This window comes from Rahnella inusitata, from assembly GCF_018288855.1.
GTDB classification, from domain to species: Bacteria; Pseudomonadota; Gammaproteobacteria; order Enterobacterales; family Enterobacteriaceae; genus Rahnella; species Rahnella inusitata.
This window is the reverse complement of sequence record NZ_CP065024.1, coordinates 25,327-43,853: the sequence shown is the minus strand read 5'-3', so window position 1 is coordinate 43,853 and position 18,527 is coordinate 25,327. Positions and strand designations below refer to the sequence as shown.

Sequence of the window (18,527 nt, the reverse complement as noted above, 5' to 3'; positions counted from 1 at the left end):
AAAAGTCTCACGTCGGCGCGGCCTTTTGGTTCGGGAAGGTATGCTAGGATGTTGACCATAATTTCCGGCGTATGAATGAACAATTTACCGGGTGTGCGTGATGGGTGATGAGGTGAAAGTGACTAATCGAGTAGAAGCGCTACATAAGCAGCTGGCACAGCGCATAATGGTTCTGGACGGCGGCATGGGCACCATGATCCAAAGCTATCGTCTGGAAGAAGAGGATTACCGCGGCGAGCGTTTTGCCGACTGGGAAAGCGATCTTAAAGGCAATAATGATCTTCTGGTGCTGAGCAAACCGGAAGTGATCGTCGAGATCCACAACGGCTACCTGGCCGCTGGCGCAGATATCCTTGAAACCAACACTTTCAACTCCACCACTATCGCGATGGCTGACTACCACATGGAGTCGTTGTCGGCTGAAATTAACTATGAAGCCGCCCGTCTGGCGCGTCTATGCGCTGATGAATGGACCGCCCGCACACCGGAGAAGCCGCGTTACGTTGCGGGTGTTTTAGGGCCGACCAACCGTACCGCCTCGATCTCTCCGGATGTGAACGATCCGGCATTCCGTAACGTCTCTTTCGATCAACTGGTGGAAGCCTACCGCGAATCCACCCGCGCGCTGATCAAAGGTGGCGCTGATCTGATCATGATCGAAACCGTGTTTGACACGCTCAACGCCAAAGCCGCCACGTTTGCAGTAGAAACAGAATTTGAAGCATTGGGCATCGTGCTGCCGGTCATGGTCTCCGGCACAATTACCGATGCCTCTGGCCGCACCTTGTCAGGCCAGACGACTGAAGCCTTTTACAATTCCCTGCGTCATGTCAAACCGCTGACCTTTGGCCTGAACTGCGCACTGGGGCCGGAAGAATTACGTGAATATGTGGCCGAATTATCCCGGATCGCAGAATGCTACGTTACGGCGCACCCAAACGCCGGGCTGCCGAATGCCTTCGGTGAATACGATCTTGAAGCCAAAGAAATGGCCGAGCACATTGGCGAATGGGCGCGCTCGGGCTTCCTGAACATCGTTGGCGGCTGCTGTGGCACAACGCCTGCGCATATTGCGGCAATGGTTAAAGCCGTTGAAGGCGTGCCGCCACGCGTCATACCAGAGATCCCGGTAGCCTGTCGTCTGGCCGGGCTTGAACCGCTGACCATCGATCCGAAAACACTGTTCGTGAACGTCGGTGAGCGTACCAATGTCACCGGCTCGGCGCGGTTTAAACGCCTGATCAAAGAAGAGAAATATGCCGAAGCGTTAGCCGTTGCCCGCCAGCAGGTGGAAAGCGGAGCACAAATCATCGATATAAACATGGATGAAGGAATGCTGGACGCCGAAGCGGCGATGGTGCGCTTCCTCAACCTGATTGCCGGTGAACCGGATATCGCCCGTGTACCGATCATGATCGACTCCTCCAAGTGGAACGTTATCGAGCAGGGGCTAAAGTGCATTCAGGGCAAAGGCATTGTTAACTCGATATCGATGAAAGAAGGTGAGGAAGCTTTCTTGCATCATGCACGTATCGTTCGCCGCTATGGTGCCGCCGTGGTGGTCATGGCGTTTGATGAAACCGGGCAGGCGGATACCCGCTCGCGCAAAATTGAAATCTGTCGTCGCGCCTACAAATTACTGACCGAAAAAGTGGGCTTCCCGCCGGAAGACATCATTTTTGACCCGAACATCTTTGCCGTCGCAACCGGCATTGAAGAACACAACAACTACGCGGTGGATTTCATCGAGGCCTGCGCTGACATCAAAGCGCAGCTGCCGCACGCCTTAATTTCCGGTGGTGTTTCCAACGTTTCGTTCTCGTTCCGCGGCAATGATCACGTCCGCGAAGCTATTCACGCTGTGTTCCTCTATCACGCCATCCAGAACGGTATGGACATGGGGATCGTCAACGCCGGTCAGTTAGCGATTTATGATGATTTACCGGCTGAACTGCGCGATGCCGTGGAAGACGTGATTTTAAACCGTCGCGATGACGGCACTGAGCGGTTGCTCGATCTGGCGGAAAAATATCGTGGTAACAAAGACGACGGCGAAGCCAATAAACAACAGGCTGAATGGCGCGGCTGGGACGTCAAAAAACGTCTCGAATATTCCCTGATTAAAGGCATTACTGAGTTTATCGAACTGGATACGGAAGAGTGTCGCCAGCAGGCCGCCCGCCCGATTGAAGTGATCGAAGGACCATTGATGGACGGCATGAACGTGGTCGGGGACTTGTTTGGTGCCGGTAAGATGTTCCTGCCACAGGTGGTAAAATCTGCGCGCGTGATGAAACAGGCGGTGGCTTACCTCGAGCCATACATCGAAGCCAGCAAAGAGAAAGGCAAAACCAACGGCAAAATCTTGCTGGCCACGGTGAAAGGCGATGTGCATGACATCGGCAAAAACATCGTTGGCGTGGTGCTGCAGTGTAATAACTACGAGATTATTGATCTCGGCGTCATGGTTGCTACTGACAAAATTCTGAAAACCGCCATTGAAGAAAAGGTCGATATTATTGGTCTTTCCGGGCTGATTACGCCTTCGCTGGATGAAATGGTGAACGTGGCAAAAGAGATGGAGCGCCGCGGGTTTACCATGCCGCTGCTGATTGGCGGGGCGACGACCTCCAAAGCGCACACCGCGGTGAAAATTGAGCAAAACTACAGCGGGCCAACGGTGTATGTGCAAAATGCTTCACGCTCCGTTGGTGTGGTGTCTGCGTTACTGTCGGATGAACAGCGCGGCCCATTTATTGAACGCACGCGCAAAGAGTATGACACCGTGCGTATCCAGCATGGCCGTAAAAAACCGCGTACACCTCCGGTCAGTCTGGAAGTCGCGCGTGATAACGCCACGACTATCGACTGGGAAAGTTATACGCCGCCGGTTGCGCACCGTCTGGGTGTGCAGAAAGTGGAAGCCAGTATCGAAACGCTGCGCAATTATATCGACTGGACGCCGTTCTTCATGACCTGGTCTCTGGCCGGTAAATATCCCCGCATTCTGGAAGATGAAGTGGTCGGCGAAGAAGCCAGGCGCCTCTTCAAAGATGCCAACGATCTGCTGGATAAACTTTCGGTGGAAAAACTGCTTAATCCGCGTGGCGTCGTGGGTTTATTTCCGGCCAACCGCAAAGGCGACGATATCGAGATTTACAGCGATGAACGCCGTCAGGACGTGCTGGTAGTCAGCCATCATCTGCGTCAGCAGACGGAAAAAACTGATTTCGCCAACTACTGTCTGGCTGACTTTGTCGCCCCGAAATCCAGTGGTAAGAAAGATTATATGGGCGCGTTTGCGGTCACCGGCGGGCTGGAAGAAGACGCGCTGGCCGAGGCGTACGACAAACAGCATGATGACTACAACAAAATCATGATCAAGGCGCTGGCAGACCGTTTGGCCGAAGCCTTTGCGGAATATCTGCATGAGAAAGTGCGGAAAGTGTACTGGGGCTTTGCGGCCAATGAGAATCTCAGTAACGAAGAATTGATCCGCGAAAACTATCAGGGCATTCGCCCTGCGCCAGGCTATCCGGCTTGTCCTGAACATACGGAAAAGGGCCAGATCTGGAAATTACTGGATGTGGAAACCAACACCGGTATGCAACTGACGGAATCTTTCGCCATGTGGCCGGGCGCGGCGGTATCGGGCTGGTACTTCAGTCATCCGGACAGCAAATACTTCGCCGTGGCACAAATCCAGCGCGATCAGGTGGAAGATTATGCGGCGCGTAAAAATATGCCGATCGCCGAAGTGGAGCGCTGGCTGGCGCCGAATCTTGGCTACGACGCCGACTGAGAGTAAAAATGCCCGTTAATTAACGGGCATTTTTTTATCTGTTTTCCCGCTCAATTCACTTCCACATCAATGTGCAACGCATCATAGCGCCAGTACTCGAGATCGCAGTCGATTACCCGGTCATGCTGATCGCGGTTGGTGCGCGTAATAAATAATGCCGGACTACCGGAGGCCACTCTCAGCGCGCGTGAGGCTTCTTCGGTCAGCAGCGTCGGCACCATCTCGAAACGAACCCGCCCGTAGTGGATGTCATAACGCGAGGCATACAGATCGGTCAGCGAGGAAGTGAGATCTGCGTCGAGGATGCCCTGAAAATACAGCGCATTGAGATAATGTTCGACGTATAAGACAGGGCGACCGTCGATGTAACGCAGCCGCCGGATACATATCACTTCGCTGTCGGGCGGCAGCTGCAATTTCTGACATACGGCTGCGCTTGCGGCGCACTGTCTGGCATCGATCACTTCAGTTTGCGCACTGCGACCCTGGTCTTTCGCCATGGCATGAAAATGGCTGCGCTGCAGCGGGTTGTAGATAATCCGTGGCGGTGAGACAAACCAGCCGCGCCGGACTTCACGGTAAATCAGCCCCTCTGCTTCCAGCTGACTTAATGCTTCCCGCAGCGTGATACGGGTGGTTGAAAAATGTTCGCTCAGCGCGCGCTCAGATGGCAGCCTTCCCTTGGCCGAAAATTCCCCCGTCGCGATACTTTCACTCAGCGCCTTACAGATCACGGCCAACGTCGTTTGCGGATCTCTCATTGGTCAGCAAGCCTCATTTCAGTGCGTTTATGCACCAATCCGACCCTTTTTTGTGTAAATAATGTGCGTCGGCTAACAGCTGGAAGCTTAAAACTGCTGCTTTTTCATGCTGACATATAATTATCACAATTGATCGTTAGATTGGCTTGGTTATTGCTGGACTAGACCAGCACCTCACACCCTACCATCTGGAGCTTCCGTTATGAAACAGTTGTTCGCTTCTGTGTTAACCAGCGCGCTCGTATTATCCACCTCAACGGCTTTTGCCGCTGAGCCTCCTGCTGAACTTATCAAAGCAGCGCAAGCTGAAGGAACGGTAAACAGTGTCGGTATGCCTGATGACTGGGCTAACTGGAAAGGGACCTGGAGTGATCTGAGCACCAAATACGGTCTCAAACACAGCGATACTGACATGAGTTCGGCGCAGGAAATTGCCAAATTCCTCGCTGAAAAAGATAACGCCAGTGCCGACATCGGTGACGTGGGTGCCGCGTTCGGGCCGGTCGCCGTTCAGAAGGGCGTCACTCAGCCTTATAAGCCAACGACGTGGGATCAGGTGCCTGACTGGGCGAAAGATAAAGACGGTATGTGGGCACTTGCTTACACCGGAACCATTGCGTTCATTATCGACAAGTCTCAGGTGAAGGATGAACCGCACAGCTGGGCTGAACTGCTGAAGGGTAAATACAAAGTCACTATCGGGGATGTCAGCACCGCGGCGCAGGCTGCTAACGGTGTGCTCGCCGCCACATACGCCATGGGCGGTAACGAAACTAACCTGAAACCGGGTCTGGAGTACTTCGGCAAGCTGGCGAAAGCAGGGCGTCTGAGTCTGAGTAACCCGGTGATCGCTTCTCTGGAAAAAGGTGAGGTGCAGGTGGGGGTGGTGTGGGACTTCAACGGCCTGAGCTATCGCGACAAAATCGATAAAACCCGTTTTGATGTCGTCATTCCGTCCGATGGCTCTATCACCTCCGGTTACACCACTATCATCAACAAATTCGCTAAAAACCCGAACGCCGCCAAACTGGCGCGCGAATATATCTTCTCTGATGCCGGTCAGATCAATCTGGCGCAGGGTTATGCCCGCCCAATCCGTGCCGATCACATCACCTTGCCTGACGACGTAAAAGCCAAACTTCTGCCGTCCAGCGAATACAAAAATGCCCATCCGATTGCTGACCCGGCCGCCTGGGATAAGAGCGCCAAAACGCTGCCTCGTCTGTGGCAGGAAAACGTCATGATCAATATGCAGCAGTAATGACCTGAAAAAATAATAAAAGTATCCCCAAACTCATTCGGGTTGCCCGAGCGACGGCGGGGATTTCACACCTGCAAGAAAGGCAAAGTGTCATGAAAAGCATTCTGGTAGTACTGGACGGCCTGAATTATCAGGTCGCCCGCGACGCAATGGGGTATTTACAGGCGCAGTGTGCCGAAGGGCGAGGCCGCTTGTATCAGCTGGAATGTGCCTTGCCTTCGCTGTCCCGGCCGCTGTATGAGTGCATCCTCACCGGAATTACGCCGGTAGTGAGCGGCATTGTGAACAACCAGGTCGATCGTTTATCCACACAGCGCAGTATTTTTCACTATGCGCGTGATGCCGGTCTGACGACGGCGGCCGCGGCCTATCATTGGGTCAGCGAATTATACAACCGCACGCCGTTCGATCCGCCGCGTGACCGTCATACCAGCGATGAAATGCTGGCAATCCAGCACGGTCATTTTTATTACGATGATGCTTATCCGGATTCGCATTTGTTTGACGATGCCGAAAGCCTGCGCCGCCGTCATGACCCCGATTTTCTGCTGATTCACCCGATGAACATTGACGATGCGGGCCACAAGTTTGGCCTCTCGACGCCGCAGTACCGCAACAAAGCGCGGACAGCGGATGGCATTTTATCGCGCTTTTTAGGCGACTGGCTGGAAGCGGGCTATCAGGTCATTGTTACTGCAGATCACGGCATGAACGACGATCGCAGCCACGGCGGCATTTTGCCGGAGGAGCGTCAGGTGCCGTTATTTGTTTTCGGCAGTGCGTTCACATTAGGAGACGCTGCGCCTCGGCAAACCGAGCTGTGCGGCACCGTCTGTCAGATCCTCAATATCGCCCACGATAAGCCACACTGCGCGGCATTACTGGCCTGAATCCCGTCACTTTTAGAGGATACCCGATGAAAGCTAAGTGGATTGCGGCGCTGTTTATGCTGCCGTTTCTGGTGTTTTTCATTGCCTTCCAGCTCGCGCCGCTGGCATGGATTGCGGTCAGTAGCTTCTACAGCGAAACCTATACAGCCTGGGGGCTGGGAAATTACACCGATATCCTCACGTCGCCGTTCTATTTGCAGGCGATGCGCTTCTCGCTGGATATCTCAATCTGGTCGAGTTTCTATGGTTTGCTGATTGCGTTAGTGGGCAGTTACTCACTCCGCCAGCTAGGCCCGACAAAGCTTCATGACTTCGTCATGTCGTTTACCAACATGACAAGCAACTTTGCAGGTGTGCCGCTGGCCTTCGCGTTTGTCATTCTGCTCGGTCTCAACGGCTGTCTGACCTTACTGCTGCAAAAATACGGGCTGATGGAAAACTTCAATCTGTACTCGAAAAGCGGGCTGATTGTCCTTTACACCTACTTCCAGATCCCGCTCGGCGTCTTGCTGATGTACCCGGCTTTTGACGCGCTGCGCGAAGACTGGCGCGAATCCGCCGCGTTGCTCGGCGCGGGGCGCTGGAGTTACTGGCGTTATATCGGCATGCCGGTGCTGTTCCCGGCACTGATGGGAACGTTCGTGATTTTGCTCGCCAATGCGCTGGGTGCGTACGCCACGGTGTATGCCCTGACTACCGGCAACTTCAACGTCGTGCCAGTGCGGATCGCCGCGCTGGTCTCGGGTGATATTTCCCTCGATCCGAACATGGGCAGCGCACTGGCAATGTTACTGGTGGTGCTGATGGCCTTTATCACACTGATACATCAGTGGTTATTGCGTAAGAGCTATCTCAGCCAACGTCAGTGATTGCTGTTAAAGAGGAATGTGAGATGTCGCGATCTGAAGCGATTTACCACCGTGCGGTGATCTGGATTTTACTGATTATATTGATGTTGCCGCTTCTGGCGACGCTGGTTTATGCGCTGGTGCTGGAATGGGGAGCAACGATTTTACCGAGCGGTTTTACACTCAAATGGCTGGTGGCGTTATGGAGCGATCCGAGATTTCTTATCGCGCTCTGGCATTCGCTGGTGGTGTGTTTCGGCACGCTTTTCCTCTCGCTGGTGCTGATCCTGCCGCTGATGTTTGTGATTGCTTACTATTTTCCGAAGCTCGACGCGCTGATGAATATACTCATTCTGCTGCCGTTTGCGGTGCCGCCGGTGGTGTCATCGGTCGGCCTGATGCAGCTCTATTCCGGCGAACCGTTTTCGCTGACCGGCACGCCGTGGATCCTGATTGGCTGTTACTTCACTATCGCGTTGCCGTTTATCTACCGCGCGATCTCCAACAACATGCAGGCCATTAACCTGCGTGATCTGATGGATGCCGCACATCTGCTGGGTGCAAGCACCTGGAAAGCTGCACTGCTGGTGGTATTACCGAACCTGCGCAAAGGCGGAATGATTGCCGTGCTGCTCTCTTTCTCCTTCCTAATCGGGGAATTCGTGTTCGCCAACCTGCTGGCGGGCAGCCGCTATGAAACGGTGCAGGTCTATCTCTATAACATGCGCAATGGCAGCGGCCATTTCACCAGTGCGCTGGTCATCTCCTATTTTATGGTCGTCCTGATTTTCACCTGGGTGGCGAACATGCTGAACAAAGGAAAGAGCTGATATGTCTTATTTACAGGTCACTCAACTCAACAAATCTTATGGCCCGACGCAGATTTTCAACAATATTGATTTCTCTGCCAGAGAGGGCGAATTCGTCACGCTGCTAGGCCCGAGCGGCTGCGGCAAGTCCACGTTGCTGCGCTGTCTGGCTGGCCTGACGTCCGTCGACAGCGGAAAAATCGTGCTGCAGGGGCAGGACATCGTGCCGCTGCCACCACAACAGCGCGGGATCGGCATGGTCTTTCAGAGCTACGCGCTGTTTCCCAATATGACGGTGGAAGCCAATGTATCGTTCGGCCTGAAAATGCAAAAATTGCCCGCCGGTGACGTGCATCGCCGCGTCGGTGAAGTGCTGGAACTGGTGGAAATGAACGATTATGCCAAACGTTATCCACATCAGCTTTCCGGCGGACAGTGTCAGCGCGTGGCGCTCGCCCGTTCGCTGGTGACTCAGCCGCGCCTGTTGTTGCTCGATGAACCCTTGTCTGCGCTCGATGCCCGTATCCGCAAACATCTGCGCGAACAAATCCGCCGTATTCAGCGTGAAATGAACCTGACCGCCATTTTTGTCACACACGACCAGGAAGAAGCGCTGACGATGTCAGATCGCATTGTGCTTATGAACAAAGGGCAAATCGTCCAAAATGCCGATGCCGAAACCTTGTATACTGAACCCGTGAATGCTTTCGCCGCCGGGTTTATCGGCAGTTACAACCTGTTGAGTGCCGAACAGGCGATGGCGCTGACCGGCATCACCTACACGGGGCGCGTCGCTATCCGCCCGGAGTCAGTCACTGTGTGTGAAGTGATTGAAGGCATTCCGGCCAAAATTCTCAGCCACAGCCTGCTTGGCAACGTGGTGCGTTACCGCGTGTTAGCGCATGGCGTCGAGCTTTCTGTGGATGTCTTAAACCGGTCTGTGGCCTCACTTCGCGCCGATGGCAGCGATATTGGTCTACAGTTAGATCTTGTTACGTTACGGGAAGTTGCATGAAACTGGCGCTGTTTGATCTCGATGAAACCCTGATTAGCGGCGACTGTTCCAGTTTGTGGTCCGCTTATATGGTGGCGCAGGGCTGGGTGGCCGATGAACAGGCTTTTCTGCAACAAGATGCTGCGCTGATGCAGCAATATGCCGTCGGTCAGATGGATATGCGCGAATACATGCGGTGTACGCTGGCACCGCTGACCGGCAGAACTCAAGGCGACGTCGCGGCGATGGTCGCGCGTTACATCGAAGATGTTATTGCACCGCGTATTTATACGCAGGCGCGTGAGTGTCTGGCCACTCACCGCGCACAGGGCGACCGGACGGTGATTATTTCCGCCTCCGGTGAGCATCTGGTGCAGCCGATTGCCCGTTTCCTTGGTGTCAATGAAACGCTGGCGATCGGTGTAGAAATTCAGAATGGCCGCTTTACCGGGGCCACGCAGGGGACGATGACCTATCGCGAAGGCAAAGTCTCGCGGTTGCTGGATCTCATCAATCAGGACGAAACCCTGCTGCAACAAGCCAGTTTTTATTCGGATTCCCATAACGATCTGCCGTTGCTTACCAAAGTGGGTCAGCCTTATGCAGTGAATCCGGACGCCATCCTGCTCCAGCACGCCCGGCAGGCAGGATGGCCGGTCTATGCCTGGCGTTAATGGAGCTGTTTTTTCGTGTTAACCCTTCTTCATCTGTTATCTGCTGTTTCCCTGCTGGTGTGGGGAACACATATCGTACGTACTGGCATCATGCGTGTTTTCGGCGCCAATTTGCGCCGGGTGCTGAGCAGTAGCGTAGAAAAAAAACCGCTGGCCTTCGTGGCCGGTATCGGTGTGACCGCGCTGGTGCAAAGCAGTAATGCCACTGCGCTGCTGGTGACTTCCTTCGTTTCACAGGGGCTGGTGGCGCTGGCGCCCGCGCTGGTGATCATCCTCGGCGCTGACGTCGGTACTGCCGTCATGGCGCGTATCCTGACGTTCGATTTGTCGTGGCTTTCCCCGCTGTTTATCTTCGTCGGTGTCGCCTTCTTCCTCAGCCGCAAGCAAACCCGCGCGGGCCAGATGGGGCGCGTCGGGATCGGCCTTGGCCTGATATTGCTGGCGCTGGAACTGATTGTTTCGGCGGCGACGCCGATCATGCAGGCGTCCGGCGTCAAAGTGCTGTTCTCTTCGCTGACCGGGGACGTGCTGCTCGATGCCCTTACCGGTGCGGTCTTTGCCATCATCAGTTATTCCAGTCTCGCCGCCGTGTTGCTGACCGCCACGCTGACGGCCACCGGTGTGATTTCACTGAAAGTGTCGCTGTGTCTGGTGATCGGTGCCAACCTCGGTAGCGGTTTACTGGCGATGATTAACGCCAGCAAAATGAATGCCGCAGGTCGCCGCGTGGCGCTGGGTAGCACGCTGTTTAAGCTGATTGGTCTGGTGATTGTACTGCCGTTTGTCGGCCCGCTTTCGACGCAGCTGGCGCGGCTCGGTATTCCGGACGAAGAGCTGGTGATCTATTTCCATATGTTCTACAACCTGATCCGCTGTCTGGCGATGGTGCCGCTTACCGCCCCGATGGCGAGAGTGTGCGAGATGATGATTGCCGATGTGCCGGAAGACGATCCGCGTCTTCGTCCGCGCCATCTGGACGTCAGCGCCATTGATACGCCGACGCTGGCGCTGGCCAATGCGGCCCGCGAAACCCTGCGCATGGGCGATGTGGTGGAACATATGCTAATCCTCAACCGCGAAGTCATGCACGGGAAACTGGCGCAGGATCGCGAAGTGCGCCGCCTCGACGACGACGTGGACGTGTTGTACACCGCCATCAAACTCTATCTGGCGCAAATCAACAAAGAGGGGCTGGGCGAAGAGGATTCACGTCGGTGGGCGGAAATCATCGAAATGGCGCTAAACCTGGAACAGGCGGGCGACATCATCGAACGCATGACCGGCGATATTACCGCCAAATCCCACGCTACGCGCCGCGCATTTTCGCCGGAAGGGCTGGTGGAGCTTGAAGCCTTGCATGAAAAACTGCTGGATAACCTGCGTCTGAGCCTCGGGGTGTTCCTGTCGAATGACCTGACCAGCGCGCGTCGTCTGCGCCGTTCCAAACACCGCTTCCGCATTCTCGACCGCCGTTATGCACATGCGCACGTTGACCGTCTGCATCAGCACAACGTCCAGAGTATCGAAACCAGTTCGTTGCATCTCGGCCTGTTGGGCGACATGAAGCGTTTGAATTCGTTGTTCTGTGCGGTGGCGTATAACGTGCTGGATCAGGATGAGCAGGAAGATGAAATGCGTGAACCCAATGATGACATGAAAGTGGTTTAACGTAAGGTATTCATTAAAAGCGAAACGGGCGCTGTCAAAAGCGCCCGTTTCTTTTTTTAGTCTTTCTTCACCGGTTTACCTGACCAGTAACCGGCCAGCAAAGAACCTGACAGATTGTGCCAGACTGAGAACAGCGCGCCCGGCAAGGCTGCCAGCGGGGAGAAGTAAATCTTCCCGAGCGTCGCGGCTAAACCGGAGTTTTGCATCCCCACTTCCATCGCCAGCGTGCGGCAGGTGGTTTCGTCAAAGCCAAACAGTTTTCCGCCCCAGTAGCCGCTCAGCAGGCCGATCGCGTTGTGCAGGATCACCGCCACAATCACCACTAAACCGACTGAACCGATAAAGCCCTGACTGCCCGCCACCACGGCGCTGATGATAGCGACAATGCAGACCATGGAAAACAGCGGCAGCAGCGGTTCGATGCGTTTCACCGTTTTAGTGAACAGATGATGAATAATCAGACCGGCTAAAATCGGGATCACGACAATCTGCAAAATGCTCAGCAGCATGCCTTCCACATCGACTTTAATGTGCGTATCGACATACAACCGAGTCAGCAGCGGAGTCGCCACCACGCCCACCAGCGTTGATACGGCTGAAATCGTGACCGACAGTGCCACATCACCTTTCGCCAGATAAATCATCACGTTGGATGCTGTTCCGCTGGCGACGCTGCCCACCAAAATCATCCCGGCAGACAAATCCGCCGGCATGTGGAACAGTTTTGCCAGCACCCACGCCGCCAGCGGCATGATCAGATAATGCAGAAACGTCGCCGCTGCCACCGGACCGGGGCGCGAGAGCACGCGTTTGAAATCACCGAATTCGAGGGTGACGCCCATCGCGAACATAATCAGCATCAGCAGGGTGGAAACGTGCGGGCCGATGGGGGTAAACGTCGTTGGCGAATAGTACGCGGCGACCGATAACAGCACGGCCCACAGCGGGAACAGACGGGTGATGATGGCTAACATTGAGGATGATCCTTGTCTTTGTTGTTTTACAAAAGTACAGGCAAAAAAAAGACCGGGCACAAGGCCCGGTCTTCACAGATACCGCGCCCGTTATTGTTCGAATAGGTTGCGGTGTAGTGTTTTAACGACCTGATCGGCATCGCTGCCCGGCACCAGGAAGCACAGGTTGTAGCTGCTTGCGCCGTAACAAATCATGCGGATGTTGAACGGATCCAGCACGCCGAAGACTTCTTTGCCAACGCCACACGCCTGCGACAGCTTGTTGCCGATGATGGCGATCAGCGCCAGATTCTCTTCGACTTCCACGCGGCACAGCGACGACAGTTCGGTCAGCAGTGACGTGGTCAGCAGGCTGGCGTCAGACGAGGTGGAGCCTGTGGTGTCCAGCGTCAGCGCTACGCTGACTTCGGAGGTGGTGATCAAATCCACAGAAATATTGTGGCGCGCCAGAATACCAAACACGTCGGCGAGGAAACCGCGTGAATGCAGCATGCTCAGGCTGTGCAGCGTGACCAGCGTTTGTCTGCGACGCAGGGCAATCGCGCGGAATAACGGCGGATTATCGCTGGTATCGCACACTAACGTGCCGCCGCCCGACGGATCTTTGCTGGAGCCGACAAATACCGGAATACCGCGACGCACCGCAGGCAGCAGCGTGGCGGGATGCAGAACTTTGGCACCGAAAGTGGCCATTTCAGCGGCTTCTTCAAACGCGATGCGGTCAATACGTTTCGCAGCCGGTACCAGACGCGGGTCGGTGGTGTAAATGCCCGGTACATCCGTCCAGATATCCACGCGCACCGCGCCGAGCGCTTCGCCCAGCAATGCTGCGGTGTAGTCGCTGCCGCCACGGCCAAGCGTGGTGGTGCGGCCTTTACCTTCTGAACCAATAAAGCCCTGGGTGATCACCAGCGCGTCCTGCAAACGCGGTTGCAGTTGTGAAAGTGTCAGGTCGGTCAGCGCCTGCGTATCCGGTTCTGCGCGACCAAAGTGATCGTTGGTGCGCATGACTTTACGGACGTCGAACCATTCCACAGGCACGTTGCGCTGGCGGATGACTTCAACAAACAGCAGGGTGGACATGAGCTCGCCGTGGCTGACCAGTTCGTCGGTCAATGCGGTGGAGGTCGCGAGGCTTGCGGCTTCCGACAGCATGGCGATATTTTCCAGCATGCGACCCACTTCTTCGCGGATCACCGTCGGATTATCGAGGCGGTCAATAATGGCATTCTGGATGCGGCGGATTTCATCAAGCAGGAAGACGCGGCGTTCGGTTTCTTTGCCCGTGGCCAGCTCGACTAATAAATTGGTGACGCCCGCAGAGGCGGAGAGAACAACGAGACGAACTTCCGGGCGCGCAAGAACGATGTCTGCACTGCGGTTCATCGCGTCGAAATCTGCCACGCTGGTACCGCCGAATTTGGCGACGATAACCTTGCCCAAAGGCTGCACAGTGGCGTTGCGGGATGCTGCGTGATTCATGTAAAACCTCATGTCCGGGACGTCATTTCAATGACGGCCACCTAATCCATAAGAATTGGCACAAGGGGAGAGCGGGAAACGGGAGCAGGCGTAGAAATGCTACGATACACCCAGAAGCGCCCCACCATGCCAATACCCTTTTTCGGGTATGTCGGTGACAACCCAGAGGATTCAGCCCCTGTGGTCGATCATCTGCCTGCCGTCAGCATTTGACCTCGGCGCCGCTCCCCCTGATGCACCTTCGTAGGATTTCGGCTCCTCCGGTACACTGCCTGGGCGACGCGCCTCTTCTGGCTCACAACAGCGTGCGTGAGCACGCGTGCGAGTTAGGTGCTTAGGAATAACGGGTTATGGCGCGTCTGTCAACGGTCTCACGGCCGGTCGAGCCACATTTTGAGCGATTGTCATCTAATATTGTTCTTTGTCATTGTGGATCCACAGATCTGGCCTATCGCAAGAAAAGGCATCTCATCTCGGGAAGTTCAGGATACAATCGGGACAGTTACCTCATATTTATTCTCAGCCTAAGAGCATTGCTATGAAAAATATCAATCCAACTCAGACCGCTGCCTGGCAAGCGCTGCAGCAGCATTTCGACACGATGAAAGATGTGCAGATTAGCCATCTGTTTGCTGAAGATGGTGATCGTTTCTCCAAGTTCTCTGCCACGTTTGAAGACCAGATGCTGGTCGATTTCTCCAAAAACCGCATCACATCAGAAACGCTGGATAAGCTGCAGGCTCTGGCAAAAGAGACTGATCTTCAGGGTGCAATCAAATCGATGTTCTCTGGTGAGAAGATCAACCGTACCGAAGACCGCGCCGTTCTGCACGTTGCCCTGCGTAACCGCAGTAACACGCCGATTGTGGTCGATGGCAAAGATGTGATGCCGGAAGTCAACGCGGTTCTGGCGAAGATTAAAGGCTTCACCGAGCGCGTTATCGGTGGTGACTGGAAGGGTTATACCGGCAAAGCGATCACTGACATCGTCAACATCGGTATCGGCGGTTCAGACCTCGGCCCGTTCATGGTGACCGAAGCGCTGCGTCCGTACAAAAACCACCTGAATATGCATTTCGTCTCCAACGTTGATGGCACCCATATCGCCGAAACGCTGAAAGACCTGTCCCCGGAAACGACGCTGTTCCTGGTGGCATCAAAAACTTTCACTACGCAAGAAACCATGACCAACGCCCACAGCGCGCGCGACTGGTTCCTGAAAACTGCGGGCGATGACAAACACGTGGCGAAACACTTCGCTGCGTTGTCTACCAACGGTAAAGCGGTCGGCGAGTTTGGCATCGACACGGACAACATGTTCGAGTTCTGGGACTGGGTCGGTGGCCGTTACTCTCTATGGTCCGCAATTGGCCTGTCAATCGCTCTGTCCGTCGGCTTCGAGAACTTCGAGCAACTGCTGAGCGGCGCACACGCGATGGATAACCACTTCGCCAATACCCCTGCTGAGAAAAACCTGCCGGTTCTGCTGGCGCTGATCGGTATCTGGTACAACGATTTCTACGGCACTGAAACCGAAGCGATCCTGCCATACGATCAGTACATGCACCGTTTTGCTGCGTACTTCCAGCAAGGCAATATGGAATCTAACGGTAAATTCGTTGACCGTAACGGCAATCCGGTGGATTACCAGACTGGGCCGATCATCTGGGGCGAGCCGGGTACCAACGGCCAGCATGCGTTCTATCAGCTGATTCACCAGGGGACTAAAATCATCCCTTGTGACTTCATCGCGCCGGCCATCAGCCATAACCCGCTGAGTGATCACCACGCGAAACTGCTGTCTAACTTCTTCGCACAGACGGAAGCGCTGGCGTTTGGTAAATCTCTGGACGTGGTCGAGAAAGAATTCGCCGACCAGGGTAAAAAACCGGAAGACGTGAAACACGTTGCACCGTTCAAAGTGTTTGAAGGTAACCGTCCGACCAACTCCATCCTGCTGCGTGAAATCACGCCGTACAGCCTGGGTGCGTTGATCGCGATGTATGAGCACAAAATCTTCACGCAGGGCGCTATCCTGAACATCTACACCTTCGACCAATGGGGCGTGGAATTAGGTAAGCAACTGGCGAACCGTATCCTGCCAGAGCTCGAAGGCAGCGAAGATGTGAAAGGTCACGACAGTTCGACGAATGGTCTAATCAACCGCTTTAAAAACTGGCGCTAAAACCTGTCATCCTTCGAGCCGCCTTGATGCAACTCGAATGATTTAGGGTAAACGAGTGTGAGTAACACACCGAAACAAAAGGGTTAGCCTTCACAGGCTGGCCCTTTTTTAATGCCGCTTTTCCTGTGCGGACTCTGTGGTATTCTGCGGGTATTAATAACAAAAGTGGGATGTAGGTCACATGGCAGGATCAAAACGTGCAACGCTGATTTCGGTCATCATGCAGCGAATTTTGAACGTATTTTTATTGGGGCTGGCCGCGATACTGATGATTTTCATCGGCCGCGAAACCTACCATTTAGCAATGGTACTTTTCGTGAACAACGATCAATCTTCATCGTATCTTCTGATAGAGGGAATTGTGATTTACTTCCTCTATTTCGAATTTATCGCGCTGATCATTAAGTATTTTTCATCGGGATATCACTTCCCATTACGCTATTTTATTTATATCGGTATCACGGCGATTATTCGACTGATTATCGTCGACCACAAAAGCCCTTATGACACACTGGTGTACGCCTGTGCGATCCTCGTCCTGGTCGTGACGCTCTTCCTGGCGAACAGCGAACGTCTGCGCCGCGAGTAAAATGATGCGATTACTGCCTCGCATTCATGCGTTAGAATACGAGGCAGATAATTCATTGGAGGTATACCTGCCTCCATTACGGAGCCGTTGATGTCTGATTCCCATTCCCCTGCACAACCCCCGATTCATTGGTTTAACGATCCGACTGACGTTCCTGCGGACGTGGCCGACTGGCTGATGGAAATGGGATCCATGACCCGTCGCTTTGAAAAACAGGGTGTTACTGTCACCGTTAAACCTCAAAACGAATGCTTTGTCAGCCGCGCTGAGCTGGGAGAAAGTGAAGCTCAGCAGTTGCCGGAAAGCGCCCGTTACTGGGTGCGCGAAATCGTACTGTTTGGCGACGCCGAGCCGTGGTTGCTTGGACGTACTATCATTCCCGAAGAGACACTGACCGGGCCTGACATGGCGCTGGTGGATCTGGGTACCTTACCGCTGGGTCGCTACCTGTTTAGCGGTAATAACCTGACTCGCGATTACATTCATCTCGGGCAACTGCAAAGTGAGCAGGGCGACTTATGGGCGCGCCGGTCGCGTCTGCGTCTGTCTGATAAGCCGCTGCTGTTGACGGAAATTTTCCTGCCAGATTCACCGGTTCACCGCCCTGAAGGCAAAGTGAGCGGGATATGAGCCAGACCAACCCACAAGGAGAACAGAGAGTGTCGGGAAGTATGACGCAGGGCACCTGGCGGGATTATTGCCGCCTGATGCGCATTGATAAACCCATCGGCTCGCTGTTGCTGCTGTGGCCGACGCTGTGGGCGCTTTGGCTGGCCGGTGGCGGCATGCCTTCTGCTAAAATTTTGGTGGTGTTCGTGCTGGGCGTCTTCTTTATGCGCGCCGCCGGTTGCGTGGTGAATGATTACGCTGACCGCAAAATAGACGGGCACGTTAAGCGCACTGCCAACCGCCCGTTGCCGAGCGGGGCGGTCAGCGGTAAGCAGGCCAAAATCCTGTTTGCCGGGCTGGTGCTGGTGTCGTTCCTGTTGGTACTGACCCTCAATCGCATGACGATTTTCCTCTCGCTTGCCGCGCTGGCGCTGGCATGGATTTACCCGTTCATGAAACGCGTCAGCCATCTGCCGCAGTTTGTGCTGGGCGCGGCGTTTGGCTGGTCAATCCCGATGGCTTACGCTGCCGTCAGTGAAACCGTTCCGCTAAGTTGCTGGTTATTGTTCGTGGCAAATATCTGCTGGACGGTGGCCTACGACACGCAATATGCGATGGTCGATCGTGATGACGATTTAAAGATTGGCGTAAAATCGACGGCCATTTTGTTTGGCCGTTTTGACACGCTGATCATTGGCATGTTGCAGCTGGCAACGCTGGTTCTGATGGCGATTGTCGGGCATCTTTCGCAGCTGGGCGCACCGTTCTACTGGTCGCTGTTGCTGGCTGCTGCGCTGTTTGTGCATCAGCAAAAACTGATCGCGAAGCGCGAACGTGACGCCTGTTTCCTGGCTTTCCGTCAGAATAACTATGTCGGTCTGGTGCTGTTCCTGGGGATTCTGATGAGCCTGACGGCGTTCAGTTTCTAATCTCTTCAGGCAATCTCTTCAGACAATAAAAAATGCCCGGACTTTTTGCAAA

General features: G+C 54.6%; 15 protein-coding genes and 1 riboswitch. Of the genes, 12 read left to right on the top strand and 3 right to left on the bottom strand.

Features of this window, described 5'->3' with window-relative positions:
* Positions 1–100 precede the first annotated feature (100 nt).
* Positions 101–3,802 carry a methionine synthase gene (gene metH / locus I2123_RS00195; RefSeq protein WP_213051544.1) on the top strand — a complete coding sequence of 1,234 codons (3,702 nt, stop codon included), beginning with the start codon at positions 101–103 and terminating at the stop codon, positions 3,800–3,802.
* 50 nt (positions 3,803–3,852) lie between these two features.
* Here the strand turns inward: metH and I2123_RS00190 are convergent, their stop codons facing one another.
* Positions 3,853–4,563, bottom strand: coding sequence for a UTRA domain-containing protein (locus I2123_RS00190; protein ID WP_112168470.1), 711 nt, complete (start codon positions 4,561–4,563; stop codon positions 3,853–3,855).
* Between the two features lie 202 nt (positions 4,564–4,765).
* On the opposite strand from I2123_RS00190, the gene I2123_RS00185 reads away from it, so the two are divergent.
* The 7 genes from I2123_RS00185 to I2123_RS00155 all read left to right on the top strand — a co-directional run bounded on the left by I2123_RS00185 (position 4,766) and on the right by I2123_RS00155 (position 11,707).
* On the top strand, positions 4,766–5,824 hold the full coding sequence (locus tag I2123_RS00185; protein ID WP_213051543.1) for an ABC transporter substrate-binding protein: 1,059 nt from the start codon (positions 4,766–4,768) through the stop codon (positions 5,822–5,824).
* A 92-nt stretch (positions 5,825–5,916) separates the two neighbouring features.
* Positions 5,917–6,714 (top strand): alkaline phosphatase family protein, encoded by a 798-nt coding sequence (locus tag I2123_RS00180; protein WP_213051542.1) that lies wholly within the window; start codon positions 5,917–5,919, stop codon positions 6,712–6,714.
* 26 nt (positions 6,715–6,740) lie between these two features.
* The gene (locus I2123_RS00175) at positions 6,741–7,583 is read left to right on the top strand and encodes an ABC transporter permease (RefSeq protein WP_112168467.1); all 843 of its coding nucleotides are present in this window, start codon (positions 6,741–6,743) and stop codon (positions 7,581–7,583) included.
* A 23-nt stretch (positions 7,584–7,606) separates the two neighbouring features.
* On the top strand, positions 7,607–8,392 hold the full coding sequence (locus I2123_RS00170; protein ID WP_112168466.1) for an ABC transporter permease: 786 nt from the start codon (positions 7,607–7,609) through the stop codon (positions 8,390–8,392).
* A gap of 1 nt (position 8,393) precedes the next feature.
* Positions 8,394–9,386 (top strand): ABC transporter ATP-binding protein, encoded by a 993-nt coding sequence (locus tag I2123_RS00165; RefSeq protein WP_213051541.1) that lies wholly within the window; start codon positions 8,394–8,396, stop codon positions 9,384–9,386.
* Positions 9,383–10,039, top strand: coding sequence for an HAD family hydrolase (locus I2123_RS00160; RefSeq protein WP_112168464.1), 657 nt, complete (start codon positions 9,383–9,385; stop codon positions 10,037–10,039). Before I2123_RS00165 ends, I2123_RS00160 begins: the two co-directional genes overlap by 4 nt.
* A gap of 15 nt (positions 10,040–10,054) precedes the next feature.
* Positions 10,055–11,707 carry a Na/Pi cotransporter family protein gene (locus I2123_RS00155; protein WP_213051540.1) on the top strand — a complete coding sequence of 551 codons (1,653 nt, stop codon included), beginning with the start codon at positions 10,055–10,057 and terminating at the stop codon, positions 11,705–11,707.
* A 56-nt stretch (positions 11,708–11,763) separates the two neighbouring features.
* Here the strand turns inward: I2123_RS00155 and panS are convergent, their stop codons facing one another.
* Together panS and lysC are read right to left on the bottom strand one after the other, a co-directional pair.
* Positions 11,764–12,681: a ketopantoate/pantoate/pantothenate transporter PanS gene (panS, locus tag I2123_RS00150; protein WP_112168462.1), complete on the bottom strand. Its 918-nt coding sequence runs from the start codon at positions 12,679–12,681 to the stop codon at positions 11,764–11,766.
* 90 nt (positions 12,682–12,771) lie between these two features.
* Positions 12,772–14,163 carry a lysine-sensitive aspartokinase 3 gene (gene lysC / locus I2123_RS00145; protein ID WP_213051539.1) on the bottom strand — a complete coding sequence of 464 codons (1,392 nt, stop codon included), beginning with the start codon at positions 14,161–14,163 and terminating at the stop codon, positions 12,772–12,774.
* A gap of 106 nt (positions 14,164–14,269) precedes the next feature.
* Positions 14,270–14,461, bottom strand: a riboswitch (Lysine riboswitch).
* A 240-nt stretch (positions 14,462–14,701) separates the two neighbouring features.
* On the opposite strand from lysC, the gene pgi reads away from it, so the two are divergent.
* The 4 genes from pgi to ubiA all read left to right on the top strand — a co-directional run bounded on the left by pgi (position 14,702) and on the right by ubiA (position 18,475).
* Positions 14,702–16,348, top strand: coding sequence for a glucose-6-phosphate isomerase (gene pgi / locus I2123_RS00140; protein ID WP_112168460.1), 1,647 nt, complete (start codon positions 14,702–14,704; stop codon positions 16,346–16,348).
* 181 nt (positions 16,349–16,529) lie between these two features.
* Entirely contained in the window at positions 16,530–16,937 is a 408-nt protein-coding gene (gene psiE, locus I2123_RS00135) for a phosphate-starvation-inducible protein PsiE (protein ID WP_112168459.1), read from the top strand.
* A 90-nt stretch (positions 16,938–17,027) separates the two neighbouring features.
* Positions 17,028–17,567, top strand: coding sequence for a chorismate lyase (ubiC, locus tag I2123_RS00130; RefSeq protein WP_213051538.1), 540 nt, complete (start codon positions 17,028–17,030; stop codon positions 17,565–17,567).
* A gap of 41 nt (positions 17,568–17,608) precedes the next feature.
* Positions 17,609–18,475 carry a 4-hydroxybenzoate octaprenyltransferase gene (gene ubiA, locus I2123_RS00125; RefSeq protein WP_213052446.1) on the top strand — a complete coding sequence of 289 codons (867 nt, stop codon included), beginning with the start codon at positions 17,609–17,611 and terminating at the stop codon, positions 18,473–18,475.
* Positions 18,476–18,527: the final 52 nt, after the last annotated feature.

Excerpts from the sequence above, each read along its gene's own strand:
- metH (WP_213051544.1), top strand. The coding sequence starts at position 101 with ATGGGTGATGAGGTGAAAGTGACTAATCGAGTAGAAGCGCTACATAAG.
- I2123_RS00190 (WP_112168470.1), bottom strand. The coding sequence starts at position 4,563 with ATGAGAGATCCGCAAACGACGTTGGCCGTGATCTGTAAGGCGCTGAGT.
- I2123_RS00185 (WP_213051543.1), top strand. The coding sequence starts at position 4,766 with ATGAAACAGTTGTTCGCTTCTGTGTTAACCAGCGCGCTCGTATTATCC.
- I2123_RS00180 (WP_213051542.1), top strand. The coding sequence starts at position 5,917 with ATGAAAAGCATTCTGGTAGTACTGGACGGCCTGAATTATCAGGTCGCC.
- I2123_RS00175 (WP_112168467.1), top strand. The coding sequence starts at position 6,741 with ATGAAAGCTAAGTGGATTGCGGCGCTGTTTATGCTGCCGTTTCTGGTG.
- I2123_RS00170 (WP_112168466.1), top strand. The coding sequence starts at position 7,607 with ATGTCGCGATCTGAAGCGATTTACCACCGTGCGGTGATCTGGATTTTA.
- I2123_RS00165 (WP_213051541.1), top strand. The coding sequence starts at position 8,394 with ATGTCTTATTTACAGGTCACTCAACTCAACAAATCTTATGGCCCGACG.
- I2123_RS00160 (WP_112168464.1), top strand. The coding sequence starts at position 9,383 with ATGAAACTGGCGCTGTTTGATCTCGATGAAACCCTGATTAGCGGCGAC.
- panS (WP_112168462.1), bottom strand. The coding sequence starts at position 12,681 with ATGTTAGCCATCATCACCCGTCTGTTCCCGCTGTGGGCCGTGCTGTTA.
- lysC (WP_213051539.1), bottom strand. The coding sequence starts at position 14,163 with ATGAATCACGCAGCATCCCGCAACGCCACTGTGCAGCCTTTGGGCAAG.
- pgi (WP_112168460.1), top strand. The coding sequence starts at position 14,702 with ATGAAAAATATCAATCCAACTCAGACCGCTGCCTGGCAAGCGCTGCAG.
- psiE (WP_112168459.1), top strand. The coding sequence starts at position 16,530 with ATGGCAGGATCAAAACGTGCAACGCTGATTTCGGTCATCATGCAGCGA.
- ubiC (WP_213051538.1), top strand. The coding sequence starts at position 17,028 with ATGTCTGATTCCCATTCCCCTGCACAACCCCCGATTCATTGGTTTAAC.
- ubiA (WP_213052446.1), top strand. The coding sequence starts at position 17,609 with ATGACGCAGGGCACCTGGCGGGATTATTGCCGCCTGATGCGCATTGAT.